This is a genomic window from Mesorhizobium maamorense (assembly GCF_044998965.1).
Taxonomy (GTDB): Bacteria; Pseudomonadota; Alphaproteobacteria; order Rhizobiales; family Rhizobiaceae; genus Mesorhizobium.
The window spans coordinates 5,054,957-5,071,589 of the sequence record NZ_CP173356.1; the positions used below are offsets into that span (position 1 = coordinate 5,054,957).

The following is a 16,633-nucleotide window of genomic DNA, read 5'->3' on the forward strand; positions in this document are numbered from 1 at the left end:
GTGGTAGTCGCTACCTGAGCGGCTGGCTGGCAGACGTTTTCCGTCAGGAATTGCGTAAAAAATTGAAGCGGGATCGGCGATCCGAACGCCGAACGGCTCTAGCATTAAGCCGCGGCGCGCCCTGCGCGGAGAGTTGCGGAAAACAGCTATTGGCCGATCTTGGGAGATACGAATTGCAAGGTGAACACGTTGCCGGCAATCCCTTGCGCCAGTTGCGGCGAAAGGCTGAGCGGCGTGCAATCCTTCACCGCGGTCATTGCGGCGTCGATGAACGACTTTCGCGCCTTGTCGTCGCCGGCCACCTTGGCGGCGGTCGGCCGTGGCGGACCAAGCAGCGTGCCGTCGCGCTTGAAGCTGAAGCTCAGCGTGACGATGGAATTTCCGGCATCCACCGGCGGCGTCCAGCATGCCTGGATCGCCGTGCCAACTTCCTCCATCGTGTTGAGCTGGGCGGCAGCCGATGGGCAGGTGGCGCCAATCGCCAATGCGCCGCTAATCAGGAGCATTCCAGCGGTTCTTTTCATTGCAATTCCTCCACCGTCGACCCTTCCGGCCGCCCGCGTGCGATCGTCAGGATTGATGGTAGGGCTGGAGATGGCAAGGGCAATATGCTTTGGCGAAAGCTCTTGCCGAAAGCATTGGAGGCAGCCCCGCCCGCAGCGGCCGGCCAAAAACAAAAGGCCGGCAGTGGGCCGACCTTTGTTTTCACCACAGCGCCAGTACATCCGTGGTCGCGGGTGAATTGTCTCCAATAGACAGATTATAGGTAAACGAAACGTTAATCGAAGCCCGCCATGCCATAGCTCCGAGCCTGGCTTTTGCCAGCGCTCCACGCCGTCATATGCGCGCATATGACGAAGCTCCCGCGGAGGCCCTGAATATTGTTTGATGCTGGAGGGATCATCAACGGCTGAGCCGTCGCCTTCTTGGTACGCCCAAGGGGAATCGAACCCCTGTTCCCGCCGTGAGAGGGCGGTGTCCTGACCGCTAGACGATGGGCGCGTTCAAGAACCGGCGATATAGGCTGGCGGCGGAGAAAAAGCAACTGGGGTCCGCCGGCTTTCCTGGGATCAAGAAAAAGCTGGCTGCTGCTAGCGTTTTGGCTCGATCAGGTCCCATAGATTGCCGTGGAGATCGGCGAAAACCGCCACCGTGCCGTAGGGCTCCAAGCGCGGTGGCTCGCGAAATTCGACGCCCTTCGCCACCATCGCCGCATGATCGCGGGCAAAGTTGTCGGTTTCCAGGAAGAGAAAAACCCGCCCGCCGGTCTGGTTGCCGATGCTCTTCCTTTGTGCCTCGTCGGAGGCCTCGGCCAGAAGCAGCCGCGCGCCGCGCCCGCTGGCCGGCGCGACCGTCACCCAGCGCTTGCCGCCGCCAAGGTCCACATTCTCCAGGAGCACAAAGCCCATTCGCTCGACATACCAGTCGATTGCTTCGTCATAGCTGTCGACGACCAGCGCAACGGTGGCGATATGACGGTTTTCGGCAAAGCCGGTCATTGCGCGCCGGGCTTCATTTGTTGCGGATTGCGAAGCGGCCGATTATGCGCCGCTCGCCCATATCGTAGACGAAGATCGTGCGGCTGCCATCGACAAGTTCGGCGTCGATCGAGACGCGATTGCCGGATAGCGACTGGCTGACCACCCTGGCGCCGACCGGCAGCACGATGTCTCCGCTGAGCGGTTCGCCGGCGGGCACCTGGATGTCGCCGGCCAGCGGCGGGCTCACCGGCACTGCCTTGCGTGATTTGTAGACAATCGCCGCGATCACCACCATAAGGGCCAGCAAGAGCAGGCCGAGATTGATGGCCATGAAGCGGATGAGCCTGCCGCGCACCTTTTCGATCTCGGGGTTGAGCGGCTTTTCCCCGCCTTCAACAACGGCGTCTTCGTCGGCGGCGGGGCGGGCCATGGCAAACATTCCGGAACGATTCTCGATGAGCGCTCATAACGAAGAGGCCCCCGGATTGATAGAGGACCAATTCATGCAGGCAGAACCGATCGTGCTCGTGGCCGGCGCCGATGATGCCGGCCAACGCCTCGATCAGTGGCTGGCAGGCAGGCTCGGCCCGGACATGTCGCGCAGCCGCGTGCAGATGCTGATCAGGCAGGGCGCGGTCTTGGTCGACGGCAAGGCCGTTGTCGAGACCAAGCGCAAGATGTCGCCGGGCGAAACTGTCTCGGTCGCCATGCCGGAGCCGGAACCGGCGGAGCCACAGGGGGAAAACATCGCCCTCGATATCCTCTATGAAGATGACGAACTGATCGTCATCAACAAACCCGCCGGGCTTGTCGTCCATCCCGGCGCCGGCAATTGGACCGGCACGCTGGTCAATGCGCTGATCCATCATTGCGGCGACAGCCTGTCCGGCATCGGCGGCGTGCGCCGGCCGGGCATCGTTCATCGCCTCGACAAGCAAACCAGCGGCGTCATGGTCGTGGCCAAGACCGACCGCGCCCACAAGGCGCTTTCGGAGGCCTTTGCCGATCACGGCCTGACAGGCGATCTCGAGCGCGCCTACCTGGCGCTGGTCTGGGGCATACCGCAGCGGCCGGCCGGAACGGTGGATGCCCCACTCGGCCGCGCCGCCGACCGTGTACGTCGCGCCGTAGTACCCGAAGGACGCGACGATGCCCGCCACGCCGTCACCCATTTTGCGGTGCAGGAGCGCTTCGGCGAAAACCAAAAGGAATTCGCAACCGCAAGTCTGGTTGAATGCCGGCTGGAGACCGGCCGCACCCATCAGATCCGCGTCCACATGGCCCATATCGGTCATCCGGTGCTCGGTGATCCCGATTACGGCCAAGCCTTTCGCACCAAGGCCAACCGGTTGCCCGAACCGCTGAGAAGCCAGGTCAAGGCCTTCTCCCGGCAAGCTTTGCACGCCTGGCTCCTTGAATTTCGCCATCCGACTACCCATCTATCGATGAGGTTCGAGGCACCGATACCGAGGGACATGGAGGAACTCGTCGGCGGCTTTCGCAGTCTCTGAATCCGCCGCCCGGCAAGCTTCAAATCAACCATCAAAAAACCTGACTGGCGTTGTTCACTTCAGCGTGACACACTGTTTCGTGTTGAACAAATGCCTGTCTTTTCTGGTTTTGTTCCTGTATATATCTGATGTCGCGAGCGAGCCTTTGGTGCTCGCGTCACATGCCCGCCGCGTTTCGGGGGCATCACTCCAATAGAGAGGGGGCGCTATCATGGCCCAGTCACTACCCAGTATCGTTTCCGGCGAAGGCGGCCTCAGCCGCTACCTGGAAGAGATCCGCCGCTTTCCGATGCTTCAGCCGCAGGAAGAGTACATGCTCGCCAAGCGTTATGCCGAGCATGAGGACACTTCCGCAGCGCACAAGCTCGTCACCAGCCATTTGCGGCTCGTCGCCAAGATCGCCATGGGCTATCGCGGCTACGGCCTGCCGATTGGCGAAGTGATCTCGGAAGGCAATGTCGGCCTGATGCAGGCCGTCAAGAAATTCGAGCCAGAGCGTGGCTTCCGCCTCGCGACCTACGCCATGTGGTGGATCAAGGCCTCGATCCAGGAATACATCCTGCGCTCGTGGAGCCTGGTCAAGATGGGCACGACCGCCAACCAGAAGCGTCTGTTCTTCAACCTGCGCAAGGTGAAGGGCAAGATCCAGGCGCTTGACGACGGCGACCTCAAGCCCGACCAGATCGCCGAAATCGCCACGAGGCTGAACGTCTCGGAAGCGGAAGTCGTGTCGATGAACCGCCGCCTGTCGGGCGACGCCTCACTCAACGCGCCGATCCGGGCGACGGAAGGCGAGTCCGGCGAATGGCAGGACTGGCTGGTCGACGACCACGAAAGCCAGGAAGAGATGCTGATCGAGCAGGACGAGCTGGAAAACCGGCGCGGCATGCTGTCGGGTGCTCTTGCGGTGCTCAACGAACGCGAACGGCGCATCTTCGAGGCGCGCCGCCTCGCCGATGAGCCGCTGACCCTGGAAGAACTGTCGGCTGAGTTCGACATCAGCCGCGAGCGCGTGCGCCAGATCGAAGTGCGCGCTTTCGAGAAGGTACAGGATGCGGTCAAGGCCGCCGCCAAGCGCCAGACCCAGGCGCTGCGTACCATCGAGGCGCAGCCGGCGGCTTAAAGCCGGCATCGGCAACAAGATAAAAAGGCGGCGTCAGGAGACTGGCGCCGCCTTTTTCGTATACCGCAGCGGGTGGCGTGATTGCTTCAAAGCCCATCCAGCGGAAATTTCAGATACCGTCGGCCATTGGCTTCCGGTTCCGGCAGGCGTCCGCCATTCATGTTGACCTGCAGCGCATGCAGGATCAGCCTCGGCATCGGCAATGTCCGGTCGCGCGCCTCGCGCAGGGCAACGAATTCGGCCTCGCCGCGCGCGGCGGCAAGATGTATGTTCTCGGCTTTCTGCGCGGCAACCGTGCTCTCCCATAACGCCTGGCGCCCGCCGGGCTGATAATCATGGCCGACAAAGACGCGCGTGTCCTCCGGCAGGGCCAGAATGCCCTGGATCGAGTGCCACAGGCGCGCGGCGCTGCCGCCGGGAAAATCCGTCCTTGCCGTGCCGCTGTCGGGCATGAACAGCGTGTCGTGAACAAAGGCTGCATCCCCGATCACATAGGTGATCGACGCCAGCGTGTGCCCGGGCGAGAAAAGCACCCTTGCTGGAAGCGTTCCCACCCGAAAAACCTCGCCGTCGCCGAACAGCCGGTCCCACTGCGAGCCGTCGGCGGGGAAATCCGGCCAGTTATAGATCGCCTTCCACAATTTCTGGACCTCGACGATCCTCTCGCCGATCGCCGTCGGCGCCGCGGTCCTTTGCTTCAGGTACTGCGCGGCCGAGAAATGATCGGCATGCGGATGGGTGTCGAGAATCCATTCGACGCTCAGTCCCTCCGCCCTGACGAAATCCAGCAGCGCATCGGCATTGGCTGTCGAAACTGCGCCGGACTTCTCGTCGAAGTCGAGGACCGGATCGATTATGGCACACCGCTTCGTCACCCGGTCGGCGACGACATACTGGATGGCGCCGGTCGGCTTGTCGTGGAAACCGGTGACCTTAGGCTTTGCCGAACCTATGTCCAATCCGACGTCCCCTCCGTTAGCCAGACAGGAATGATTTTCTCTGCCAGAGCAACATAAGAGCATGCTTGTCTAGCGGAGCCCTGCCGTCAAGCACGCCTTGCCAGAAAAGCGACGGAAGTCGAAAAATGCCGGCCAGGCAACTGGAGCAATTCCAAGCGGTTTCCCGGGAAAAGCGCATAGCGCTTCGCCCAGGGAACTGCGCAAAAACAAAGAGATGGTCTACGCGGAAGGCTGCTTGGTCTTCCTGAGATAGGGCAGGATGGTCTCGTAGGCGCCGAAGCGCTTGATGGCGTCCTCGTTGGAAACGGCCGCGGTGATGATGACGTCCTCGCCCTGTTTCCAGTTCGCCGGCGTCGCCACCTGGTGCTTGGCGGTCAGCTGCATGGAATCGACCGCGCGCAGGATCTCGTCAAAGTTGCGGCCCGTGGTCATCGGATAGGTCAGCACCAGCTTGATCTTCTTGTCGGGCCCGATGACATAGACCGAACGCACGGTGGCATTGTCGGCGGGCGTGCGGCCTTCCGAGGTCTCGCCGGCACCAGCAGGCAGCATGTCGTAAAGCTTGGCGACCTTGAGATCCTTGTCGCCGATCAGCGGATAGTTCACCGAATGGCCGGTCGCCGTTTTGATATCGTCCTGCCATTTGCCGTGGCTTTCGACCGGATCGACCGAAATGCCGATGATCTTGACATTGCGCTTCTTGAACTCGCCCTCGAGTCCCGCCATCGTGCCCAACTCGGTCGTGCAGACGGGAGTGAAATTCTTCGGGTGGCTGAACAGCACCGCCCAGCCGTCACCGATCCACTGGTGAAAGCTGATCGGTCCTTGCGTGGTCTCGGCGGTGAAATCCGGGGCGATATCGTTGATGCGAAGGCTCATGTTGTTTCCCTACCCTTGAAATATTGCCGGCAACGGCTGGCGAGCGCTCAAATCTTTTTAACACCTCGGCGGCAACCCACAAATGCCTAAAGCCACAGGCGCCCGTCGCGCCCGCGAAAAAATTTCTCTTCTTGCCGCCAAGTTCGGCAGGAATTTCCGAGGAGACCGCTTATGCCTTGTTGACGGCCAGCGTCGCCGCAAGATCTTCCATGCGCTGCGCCAGCGCGCCAAGCGCGTTGGTCAGCACGCTGTCGCTCTTGTCGGCCTTGGTCAGCGCCTCGTCGCGGGTCTTGCGCAAGGTCAGCACTTCGCTTTCCATGCCCTTGACGCGCTTCTGCAGCTCCGAGAGTTCATCCATGACCATGATGCCGGCCATGACCGTCAGCCGCTGGTCGCCGATCTCGCCGAATGAATCCTTCAGATGCGAGACGTAGCGGTCGAAACGCTCGGCGAGATCGATCAGATGCTCTTCCTGGCCTTCGTCGCAGGCCATCCGATACTGCTTGCCGTCGATGGAAACCGTGACCTGTGCCATCAGCCTACCTATCCAACACAGCGCGGATGGTTTCCATGGCGGTCACCAGTCGTCGCGACACTTCCTTGTTGGCATCCTCCAGCCGCTCGGCGCGCGCCTCGGAACTGTCGAGCTCCTGCGCCAGCCGCGAGCGGTCGGCATTCATCCGCTGCACCTCGGCCTCGGCTTCCGAATAATCGCGCTCATGCTCGAGCTTGGCCGCGACGGCGTTTTCCAGGCCTTCCATGGCCTTGCCCAGCCTTGCGATGACTTCCTTGAGTGTCGTTTCCCCGGTCATGGCCTCGTCCTGTGCCCTGCCCATCACCGAATCGCTCGCGTTCAGAACGCGTTATCTCTGAAACATTAGGCACCGGGTGAAGGCGACGTCAACAAAGCTCTCGCGACTGTCCCCTGCTAACGCTAATATAGGCCTGCCCGCGGCATCACAAGGCCGGCAAATGCGCACCGGTTTGTTGACTAAAAGTGCGCGCCTGCTATGTGTCGCGCACGCTTTTCAAGGGCTCTCCCAAGGCCCCAAACCCCACCCCGGAGGAACCATGACGTCGCGTGAACAACATGACCGGATGGCCAATGCGATCCGCTTTCTCTCCATGGACGCGGTCGAGAAGGCGAACTCCGGCCATCCCGGCCTGCCCATGGGCTGCGCCGACATTGCCACGGTGCTGTTCACCCGTTTCCTGAAATTCGACGCCAAGGCGCCGCATTGGGCCGACCGCGACCGCTTCATCCTGTCGGCCGGCCATGGCTCGATGCTGCTCTACTCGCTGCTCTACCTGACCGGCTACGAAGACATGACGATCGACCAGATCAAGCACTTCCGCCAGTTGGGCTCGAAAACCGCCGGCCATCCCGAATATGGCCACGCCGCCGGCATCGAAACGACCACCGGCCCGCTCGGCCAGGGCCTTGCCAATTCTGTCGGGTTCGCGCTCGGCGAGCGCATCATGAACGCCGCCTTCGGCAACGACCTCGTCAGCCACTACACCTATGTGCTGGCCGGCGACGGCTGCCTGATGGAAGGTGTCTCCCAGGAGGCAATCGCGCTTGCCGGGCACCTCAAGCTCAACAAGCTGATCGTGTTCTGGGACAACAACAACATCTCGATCGACGGCCCGGTGTCGCTGGCTGACAATACCGACCAGGTCGCGCGCTTCCAGGCTTCCGGTTGGAACGCCAGCCACATCGACGGCACGGATCCGGAAGCCATCGCCTATGCGATCGAAGCCGCCCGCCATTCCGACAAGCCGACGATGATCGCCTGCAAGACGACCATCGGCTTCGGCGCCCCGACCAAGGCCGGCACCAACAAGGCGCACGGCTCGCCCCTCGGCGCCGACGAGATCGCCGGCGCGCGCAAGTTCTTCAACTGGGAGTCACCCCCTTCGAGGTCCCAGCCGACATCCTCGATGCCTGGCGCACCGCCGGCACGGGCGGCGCCGAGGCGCGCGCCGACTGGGAAGGCCGCCTCGCCAAGGCCGACGCCAAGCTTAGGGCAGAGTTCGAGCGCCGCGTTGCCGGCAAGCTGCCGTCCAACTTCGACGCCGTCATTGCCGACTACAAAAAGAAGCTCTCCGCCGACAAGCCGAAGGTCGCCACTCGCAAATCTTCCGAAATGGCGCTGGAAGTCATCAACGGCGCCGTGCCCGAAACCATCGGCGGCTCGGCCGATCTCACCGGCTCCAACAACACCAAGACCAGCCAGACCAAGAACATCACGCCGGACGATTACGGCCAGCGATATGTTCACTACGGCATCCGCGAACACGGCATGGCTGCCGCCATCAACGGGCTGACGCTGCATGGCGGCCTGATCGCCTATGGCGGCACTTTCCTGTGCTTCTCAGACTATGCCCGCCCCTCGATGCGACTGGCCTCGCTGATGGGCATCCGCTCGATCTTCGTCATGACCCATGACTCCATCGGTCTCGGCGAAGACGGCCCGACCCATCAACCGGTCGAGCATGTGGCGGCACTGCGCGCCATCCCCAACCACAACGTGTTCCGTCCGGCGGACGCGGTCGAGACCGCCGAATGCTGGCAGTTGGCCCTTGAATCGGAAAAGACGCCGTCAACGCTGGCGCTGACCCGACAGAACCTGCCGACCGTGCGCACCGAATTCACAGAGAAGAACCTGAGCAGCCAGGGCGCCTATGAGCTCGCCGCCGCCAGCGGCGAAGCCGCGGTGACGATCTTCGCCACGGGTTCGGAAGTCGAGATCGCGCTCGGCGCCCGCGACCTCCTGGAGAAGCACGGCCATCCGACCCGCGTCGTCTCGGTTCCTTGCTTCGAACTGTTCGATAAGCAGAGCGAGGACTACCGCCGCAAGACGATCGGCAATGCGAAGGTGAAGATGGCGATCGAAGCCGGCATCCGCCAGGGCTGGGATCACCTCATCGGCTCCGATGGCATCTTCATCGGCATGACCGGCTTCGGCGCCTCGGGAACGATCGAGCAGCTCTATCCGCATTTCGGCATCACCGCCGAGGCGGCCGCCAAGGCGGCGGAAGCCCGCCTGCATGGCAAGTAAGGCCGTGCTTGTTGCCCAAAAGTGTATCTCGATTTTGGGACAGCGACATGTATGAAACAAGAACGCTCGGCGAAACCGCGTACAGCGGTTCCGCCGGACTGGCCTGACCTAATCGATTTAAATCCACGTCGCCGCGGCTGGATTCTTTCCGCTTCCGCCGCTATGAAGCTGCGGACCAATCGTCTGCCCTCCAGCTCCCAAGGAGAGAAAAATGACCGTCAGAGTTGCCATCAACGGATTCGGCCGCATCGGCCGCAACATCCTGCGCGCCATCCATGAATCCGGCCGCAAGGACATCGACGTCGTCGCCGTCAACGACCTCGGCCCGGTTGAAACCAACGCCCACCTCCTGCGCTACGACAGCGTACACGGCCGCTTCCCGCACGAAGTGTCGGTTTCCGGCGACCAGATCACCGTCGGCAAGGAGACGTTCAAGGTCACCGCGATCAAGGATCCGACCCAGCTGCCGTGGAAGGAGCTCGGCGTCGACATCGCGCTCGAATGCACCGGCATCTTCACCGCCCGCGACAAGGCAGCCGCACACCTGACCGCCGGCGCCAAGCGCGTCCTCGTTTCGGCGCCCGGTGAAGGCGCCGACCTCACCGTCGTCTACGGCATCAATCACGACAAGCTGAACAAGGACCACATCGTCATCTCGAACGCGTCCTGCACCACCAATTGCCTGGCGCCGCTGGCCGCAGTCCTGCACGAGACGGTCGGCATCGAAAAGGGCATGATGACGACGATCCATTCCTACACCGGCGACCAGCCGACGCTGGACACCATGCACAAGGATCTCTACCGCGCCCGCGCCGCGGCACTCTCGCAGATCCCGACCTCGACCGGTGCCGCCAAGGCCATCGGCCTGGTGCTGCCCGAGCTCAAGGGCAAGCTCGACGGCATCTCGATCCGCGTGCCGACGCCGAACGTCTCGCTCGTCGACTTCAAGTTCATCGCCAAGCGCTCGACGTCGGCGCAGGAGATCAACGAGGCGGTGATCGCCGCCTCCAATGGCAAGCTCAAGGGCATCCTGTCGGTTACCCATCATCCGAACGTGTCGATCGACTTCAACCACGACCCGCACTCCTCGATCGTGGCGCTCGACCAGACCAAGGTGATGGACGGCAACTTCGTTTCGGTGCTGTCGTGGTACGACAATGAATGGGGCTTCTCCAATCGCATGGGCGATACCGCGGTCGCCTTCGGCAAGACCATCGCCTGATCGCGGGCCCATCTTCCAGAGACTTGAAACGCCCGGCTTGGTCCGGGCGTTTTTCGTCGGAGTGCTCGGCAAGGCGCCGCTTCGCTCCTGCTAAGCCGAAGGACGACGAACTTGTAGGGCTTCGGCCAAAAAACCGCTCTCCCGCCTTGCGCCGGCCATGCCTTCGCCCCACTCTTCCTTGAATCGAGAGAAGAGGCAGGGGACAAGTCACGGATGGAGCATGCGATCTATCTCGTCACGCTGGTGGGCACCGCGCTTGTCGTCGTCGCCGCGTTTTCGAGCCTGATCGCCTTCCGCTTCGGCGCACCGCTGCTGCTTCTGTTTCTCTGCATCGGGCTCGCCACCGGGACCGATGGCCTCGGCATCGAGTTCGACAACGCCCGCATCGCCTATTTTGCCGGCTCACTGGCGCTGGCGGTGATCCTGTTCGATTCCGGCTTCGGCACGCCGCTCAATGCCTTGCGGCAGGCAGCCGGGCCGGCGCTGTCGCTGGCCACATTCGGCGTGATCCTCACCACCGGCCTGTTCGGCGCCGCCGCCTACTATCTGCTCGATCTCACCTGGCTGGAATCCTTCCTGCTCGGTGCCGCCGTCGCCTCCACCGACGCGGCCGCCGTGTTCTTCCTTTTGCGCGCCGGCGAGATCAATCTGCGCGAGCGCGTGCGCTCCACGCTGGAGGTGGAGTCCGGCACCAACGATCCGATCGCCATCTTCCTGACCATCACCCTGGTCGAGATCATAGCCGCCCATGCCGACCCCGAGGCCAATGTCCTGGTCACCAACCTCGTCCTCGGCTTCCTCATCAACATGGGCCTGGGCGCCATTGTCGGCGTGCTGGGGGCCTCGCCATCGTGCGCCTCGTCGACCGGCTCAATCTCGACCATGGCCTGCTGCCGATCTTCGTGCTGACCCTATCGCTGATGGTCTTCGCCGCCGCTGGCGCCATCGGCGGCTCCGGTTTCCTGGCGGTCTATCTTGCCGGTCTCATCGCGGGTAATTCCGACATCCGCGCCGTCACCATCCTCAAGCGCTTCCAGGACGGCATGTCCTGGCTGGCGCAGATCATCATGTTCCTGATCCTCGGCCTGTTCGCGACGCCCTCGCAATTCCCGGCGATCATGGTGCCGGCGGTGCTGCTTGGCCTGTTCCTGATGTTCGTCGCCCGGCCGATCGCGGTCTGGCTTTGCCTGGTCCCGTTTCGTCTGCCGCGCCCCGAAGTCGCGTTTGTTTCCTGGGTCGGCCTGCGCGGCGCCGTCTCGATCCTGCTTGCCATCACTCCCTTGCTCGGCGGGCTGGAGAATGGCCGCACCATCTTCAACGCCGCCTTCATCATCGTCCTGGTGTCACTCGTCATCCAGGGCTGGACCGTTGGTCCGCTGGCGCGCCGTCTCGGCCTGATCGTGCCGGCGCGGCTCGGACCTCTGGACAAGGTCGAGCTCGAACTGCCGGGCTCGGCCCATCACGAACTCCTCGCCTACCGCGTCGCGCTGGGCAGCCCGGTGGCGCGCGGCGAGCGCATCCCTCGCTGGGCGCGGCCCTCGCTGGTGTTGCGCGATGGACGCTCGATGCGTTTCCAGGACATGGGCAGGCTTGCCGCCGGCGACCAGGTCTACATCTTCGTGCCGGACCGCTATCCACGCCTGCTCGACAAGCTGTTCGCCAGCCGCGCCGTCGTCGACCCCGAGGACGCCGATTTCTTCGGCGCCTTCGCCGTCGATCCGGCGCGTTCCGCTGCCGAACTGGAAGCCGCATACGCGCCGGGCCTGAGCGAGGCGGAACAGAACCTGACCGTCGGCGCTCTGGTCACGGCGCGGCTCGGCGGCCACGTCGAATACGCCGACCGCGTGCTGATCGGCCCGATCGAGCTGATCGTGCGTGACGTCGACGACAAGGGCAGGATCACAGGCCTGGGCCTCTCCTTCGAACCGACCGCGCCCGTGGCGCGGGTACCGGTCTTCCTCAGCGCCGGCGAGATCGCCGACCGGATCAAAGCTTTCGTCCAAACCTGGCGCAAGCCGGTGGAAACACCGATCACCGCCGCACGCGCAGACGAGAAAACCGAGCCGGCGGTCGAAAAGGCAACGACCGAAAGCTGACACGGCGATCCTTTGCGCCGCACCCATCCGCCTGCCGTGACGCTTCGCGACGTCGACGCCTTCGCCTTCGCCTTCGCCTTCGCCTTCGCCTTCGCCTTGAAAATTTCGCGCCCTCCCCAGCCAAGTCTTGCATCGTCGTCGGTGCGGGGTATGGTCCCGGCGATTTCTCAGCGAAAGGAACCAGCATGGCCAGCTTCAAGACACTGGACGATATCGGCAACATCAATGGCAAGCGCGTGCTGGTGCGCGTCGACCTCAACGTTCCCGTCGCTGACGGCAAGGTCACCGACACGACCCGCATCGAACGCATCGCGCCGACCATCGCTGAATTGTCAGGCAAGGGCGCCAAGGTCATCCTGCTCGCCCATTTCGGCCGGCCCAAGGACGGTCCCTCGCCGGAATTCTCGCTGGAGCCGATCGCCAGGGCGACGGCCGAGGTGCTTGGCCGTCCCGTGGGCTTTGCCGGCGACTGCGTCGGCGACACGGCGGGAAGTGCGGTCGCCGCCATGAACAAGGGCGACGTGCTGCTGCTCGAGAACACCCGCTTCTACAAGGCCGAGGAGAAGAACGACCCGGCCTTCACCGAACGGCTCGCCGCCAATGGCGATATCTTCGTCAACGACGCCTTCTCCGCTGCCCACCGGGCGCATTCCTCGACCGAGGGACTGGCGCATCTGTTGCCAGCCTTTGCCGGCCGCACCATGCAAGCCGAACTGGAAGCGCTGGAGAAGGGCCTTGGAAATCCTGTTCGCCCGGTGGTCGCCATCGTCGGCGGCGCCAAGGTCTCGACCAAGATCGACCTGCTGATGAACCTGGTCAAGAAAGTCGACGCGCTGGTCATCGGCGGCGGCATGGCCAACACCTTTCTCGCCGCACGCGGCACCGATGTCGGCAAGTCGCTGTGCGAGCACGACCTCGCCGCTACCGCCAAGCAGATCATGATCGAGGCGGCCGAGGCCGGCTGCGCCATCATCCTGCCCGTCGACGGCGTCGTGGCGAAGGAATTCAAGGGGGCGCGGCCAGCGAAACCGTGGCCATCGCCGACGTGCCTGCGGATGGCATGATCCTCGATGTCGGCGAAAAGACCGTGAGGGCCGTTGCCGACTGGATCGACCGCGCCGCAACCTTGGTCTGGAACGGGCCGCTCGGCGCGTTCGAGATCGAACCCTTCGATCGCGCGACGATGGCGGCAGCCAGGCATGCGGCGGCGCGCACCAAGGCCGGCAAGCTGGTTTCGGTGGCCGGTGGCGGCGATACCGTGGCGGCGCTCAACCAGGCCGGGGTTGCCGACGATTTCACCTATGTCTCGACTGCCGGCGGCGCCTTCCTCGAATGGATGGAAGGCAAGCCGCTGCCGGGCGTCGACGTGCTCAAGCGTTGAGACGATCAACTCGAGGCGAGCGCGCGGCGTTGCCGGGAGTTTCGATCGATTCGAGCTTTCCGGCGTCATTCCTTTGGCGGTAGTGTTCTGTCAGGCGCAGAACAACACCGTCAAGGAGAAGCACGATGAGCGAACGTCTCGAAGACATTGCCGCCGCGATGGTGGCCAACGGCAAGGGCCTGCTGGCCGCCGACGAAAGCTCGGGAACCATCAAGAAGCGCTTCGACGTCATCGGCGTCGAATCGACCGCGGACAGCCGGCGCGACTACCGCGAGATGATGTTCCGCACCAGTGACGCCATGACCAGGTATATTTCCGGCGTCATCCTTTACGACGAGACTATTCGGCAGAAAGCGGCCGATGGCACGCCGCTGGTCGATATCATCAAGGCTTCAGGCGCCATCCCCGGAATCAAGGTCGATGCCGGCGCCAAGCCCCTGGCCGGCTTTCCCGGCGACACGGTCACCGAGGGCCTCGACGGCCTGCGCGAGCGGCTCGCCGACTATTACAAGCTCGGCGCCCGCTTCGCCAAATGGCGTGCCGTGATCGACATCGACAAGGCAAAGGGCGTGCCGTCGGTCACCTCGATCAGCGCGAACACCCATGCGCTCGCCCGCTATGCGGCCCTTTGCCAGGAAGCCGGCATCGTGCCGATCGTCGAGCCGGAAGTGCTGATGGACGGCGCCCACGACATCGACACGTGCTATGAAATCTCGAGGGCGACGCTGACGAAGCTCTACGACGAGCTCTACGCGGCCCGGGTGGTGCTCGAGGGCACGATCCTGAAGCCCAACATGGTGCTGGCGGGCAGGAAGTCGGGCGCGGTGAGCAGCCCTGAAGAGGTCGCGGAAAAGACCATAAAACTGTTCCGTGAGGCCGTGCCGGCGGCGGTGCCGGGCATCGCCTTCCTCTCCGGCGGCCAGGAGGACGAGGAAGCGACCGCCAACCTCAACGCCATCAACGCCATCGGCCCGCATCCGTGGAAGCTGACCTTCTCCTATGGCCGCGCCCTGCAGGCTGCCCCGCAGAAGGCCTGGAGCGGCAAGGCATCCAATGTTGCCGTGGGTCAGGCCGCCTTCACCCACCGTGCCCACATGAACCATCTGGCGGCGCTTGGACAATGGAAGCCGAGCCTGGAGCAGGCTGCCTGACCACGGTTTTCCGTCTCTATCGGACTCGGGCCATGCGCCCGGGTTTTGCTGCGCTCCGCCGGACTTGGGATGAAGCGCCTCCGTCCCTATTTCTCTCCAGCGCAGCCGGCGCGATGTCGGCTCACGCCCGTCCCGAACGTCCTTGGGATGAAGCCAGGGAGAGGTTCATGCATCGCAACAAGGTCGTTTCACGCGAGGATTGGTTCCGGGCACACAAAGCGCATCTGGCGCGCGAGAAGGAATTGACGCGATTTCGCGAGCGCATCGCGGCGGAACGGCGCGAACTGCCCTGGCTGAAGGTGAGAAAGGACTACGTCTTCGAAACCGAGCAGGGTCCAAGATGCCTGGCCGAACTGTTCGCCGGCCGCAGCCAGCTGATCGTCTATCATTTCGTGTTCGGGCCCGGCTCGACCCATCATTGCGAAGGCTGTGCGTTCGTCGCCGACCACATGGACGGTGCCAATCAGCATCTGAGACACCATGACGTGTCACTTGTCGCGGTGTCACGCGCGCCGCTCGCCGAGCTGCTGCCCTACCGAGAGCGCATGGGTTGGAAATTCGACTGGGTCTCGTCCTATGCCTCGGACTTCAACTTCGACATGCAGGTGTCGTTCACCGACAAGCAGATCGCATCCGGTGAAGCGATCTACAATTTCGAGACGCCCGTTCTGAAATCGAAAGACCTGCCGGGCACCACCGTGTTCTACCGGGACGAGACCGGCGACATCTTCCTGACCTTCATGTCGCGCGCCCGCGGCAGCGAACAGCTGATCGGCGCCTATCAATATCTCGACCTTGCGCCGAAAGGCCGCGACGAGACCGGGCCTTATAGAACCTTGATGGACTGGGTGCGGCTGCATGACCAGTATGGAAACAGGTCGCAAGCGGACAGGGCTTAGGCATTCAGATCCCATCGAACATTGGACGCTTGAAGGCGTCCGCCACCGGTGCAAGGATCGTTCACCTCCGGCGCAACATGCGTTAATTGCTGCTCGATGCGACGCTTTCCGGCTCTCCTCACCTGGCTCGCCTTCCCTGTCTATGTCTGGCAAGGGCTTGGCGTACGCCGACGCACCTCGCGCATGCTGCCCGCGCAAGGCCCGGTCATGCATGAGATCGCCGGCGGCCAGCCGGCGGTCTGGCTGCTGGTGCTGGGCGATTCCTCCGCCGCCTCGGTCGGCATCGAAAAATCCGAGAATGGCCTGGCCGCGCAGCTGGCCGTCCTGATCTCGCAGCGAACCGGCCGCGCCGTGCGCTGGCGCGCCGCCGGGTTCAATTCGGCGACGTCGGGGCAGATCCGCGACCACGTCCTGCCCAATCTCTCGGCCGATCCGTGGACGCATATCGTGCTCGCCATTGGCACCAACGACACCAAGAATTTCCACTCCGTGCCCCGCTTCAAGAGGGCGTTCGGCGGTCTGCTCTACGCCCTGCGCGCTAAATGGCCTGAGGCCCGCGTGGTGTGGTCTCCTGTGCTGGAGTTCACGCAAGCGCCAGCCATGCCGCCGCTGCTCGGCAAGATCCTGGAAATTCGCGCCGGTGAGATGAACCGGATGGGCAAACGTCTTTGCCTCGAACGCGGTGCGGTGCCGGCGCCGCGCTTGCCGATCACCAATCCCGAAGCCGGCTTCGCCTCGGACGGATTTCATGCATCGGAAGCCGGTTACCGGGCCTGGGCCGAGCACCTCGTCGGCTGCGTGATCGAAGAGTGATTGCCGCCGGCTCGTGCCGGCCCGATATTCCATCCTGCGCATTCCAGGCTTCCTGG

General features: G+C 63.4%; 13 protein-coding genes, 1 tRNA gene and 3 pseudogenes. 9 read left to right on the plus strand and 8 right to left on the minus strand.

Annotated features, from left to right (window positions below):
- Window positions 1-146: 146 nt before the first annotated feature.
- The 4 genes from ACIU1A_RS25225 to ACIU1A_RS25240 all read right to left on the minus strand — a co-directional run bounded on the left by ACIU1A_RS25225 (window position 147) and on the right by ACIU1A_RS25240 (window position 1,911).
- Window positions 147-524 (minus strand): hypothetical protein, encoded by a 378-nt coding sequence (locus ACIU1A_RS25225; RefSeq protein ID WP_140558424.1) that lies wholly within the window; start codon window positions 522-524, stop codon window positions 147-149.
- Window positions 525-927: 403 nt separating this feature from the next.
- Window positions 928-1,002 (minus strand) — tRNA-Glu (locus tag ACIU1A_RS25230).
- 89 nt (window positions 1,003-1,091) lie between these two features.
- Window positions 1,092-1,499, minus strand: a complete 408-nt coding sequence (locus ACIU1A_RS25235; RefSeq protein WP_140525467.1) for a VOC family protein — start codon at window positions 1,497-1,499, stop codon at window positions 1,092-1,094.
- A 13-nt stretch (window positions 1,500-1,512) separates the two neighbouring features.
- On the minus strand, window positions 1,513-1,911 hold the full coding sequence (locus ACIU1A_RS25240; RefSeq protein WP_404925543.1) for a fimbrial protein: 399 nt from the start codon (window positions 1,909-1,911) through the stop codon (window positions 1,513-1,515).
- 25 nt (window positions 1,912-1,936) lie between these two features.
- On the opposite strand from ACIU1A_RS25240, the gene ACIU1A_RS25245 reads away from it, so the two are divergent.
- Window positions 1,937-2,992, plus strand: a complete 1,056-nt coding sequence (locus ACIU1A_RS25245) for an RluA family pseudouridine synthase (RefSeq protein WP_140650612.1) — start codon at window positions 1,937-1,939, stop codon at window positions 2,990-2,992.
- A gap of 211 nt (window positions 2,993-3,203) precedes the next feature.
- Window positions 3,204-4,115, plus strand: a complete 912-nt coding sequence (rpoH, locus tag ACIU1A_RS25250) for an RNA polymerase sigma factor RpoH (protein ID WP_027023478.1) — start codon at window positions 3,204-3,206, stop codon at window positions 4,113-4,115.
- Window positions 4,116-4,201: 86 nt separating this feature from the next.
- Here the strand turns inward: rpoH and ACIU1A_RS25255 are convergent, their stop codons facing one another.
- The 4 genes from ACIU1A_RS25255 to ACIU1A_RS25270 form a co-directional block, all read right to left on the minus strand.
- Window positions 4,202-5,074 (minus strand): MBL fold metallo-hydrolase, encoded by an 873-nt coding sequence (locus tag ACIU1A_RS25255; RefSeq protein WP_140525466.1) that lies wholly within the window; start codon window positions 5,072-5,074, stop codon window positions 4,202-4,204.
- A gap of 219 nt (window positions 5,075-5,293) precedes the next feature.
- Complete coding sequence (locus ACIU1A_RS25260) at window positions 5,294-5,953, minus strand: peroxiredoxin (RefSeq protein WP_140500553.1); 660 nt, start codon at window positions 5,951-5,953, stop codon at window positions 5,294-5,296.
- 169 nt (window positions 5,954-6,122) lie between these two features.
- Window positions 6,123-6,488: a cell division protein ZapA gene (locus tag ACIU1A_RS25265; RefSeq protein WP_140500552.1), complete on the minus strand. Its 366-nt coding sequence runs from the start codon at window positions 6,486-6,488 to the stop codon at window positions 6,123-6,125.
- A gap of 4 nt (window positions 6,489-6,492) precedes the next feature.
- On the minus strand, window positions 6,493-6,765 hold the full coding sequence (locus ACIU1A_RS25270; protein WP_140500550.1) for a DUF4164 domain-containing protein: 273 nt from the start codon (window positions 6,763-6,765) through the stop codon (window positions 6,493-6,495).
- 259 nt (window positions 6,766-7,024) lie between these two features.
- Between ACIU1A_RS25270 and tkt the strand changes: the two are divergent.
- The 7 genes and pseudogenes from tkt to ACIU1A_RS25305 all read left to right on the plus strand — a co-directional run bounded on the left by tkt (window position 7,025) and on the right by ACIU1A_RS25305 (window position 16,577).
- Window positions 7,025-9,015, plus strand: a pseudogene (gene tkt / locus ACIU1A_RS25275) (transketolase).
- Between the two features lie 211 nt (window positions 9,016-9,226).
- Window positions 9,227-10,237 (plus strand): type I glyceraldehyde-3-phosphate dehydrogenase, encoded by a 1,011-nt coding sequence (gap, locus tag ACIU1A_RS25280; RefSeq protein WP_140500546.1) that lies wholly within the window; start codon window positions 9,227-9,229, stop codon window positions 10,235-10,237.
- 213 nt (window positions 10,238-10,450) lie between these two features.
- Window positions 10,451-12,333 (plus strand): annotated as a pseudogene (locus ACIU1A_RS25285) (potassium/proton antiporter).
- A 185-nt stretch (window positions 12,334-12,518) separates the two neighbouring features.
- Window positions 12,519-13,714 (plus strand): annotated as a pseudogene (locus tag ACIU1A_RS25290) (phosphoglycerate kinase).
- A 125-nt stretch (window positions 13,715-13,839) separates the two neighbouring features.
- Window positions 13,840-14,865 (plus strand): class I fructose-bisphosphate aldolase, encoded by a 1,026-nt coding sequence (locus ACIU1A_RS25295; RefSeq protein WP_404925544.1) that lies wholly within the window; start codon window positions 13,840-13,842, stop codon window positions 14,863-14,865.
- A 167-nt stretch (window positions 14,866-15,032) separates the two neighbouring features.
- Entirely contained in the window at window positions 15,033-15,764 is a 732-nt protein-coding gene (locus tag ACIU1A_RS25300; protein WP_140561549.1) for a thioredoxin family protein, read from the plus strand.
- A 96-nt stretch (window positions 15,765-15,860) separates the two neighbouring features.
- Complete coding sequence (locus ACIU1A_RS25305) at window positions 15,861-16,577, plus strand: SGNH/GDSL hydrolase family protein (RefSeq protein WP_140500537.1); 717 nt, start codon at window positions 15,861-15,863, stop codon at window positions 16,575-16,577.
- Window positions 16,578-16,633 lie beyond the last annotated feature (56 nt).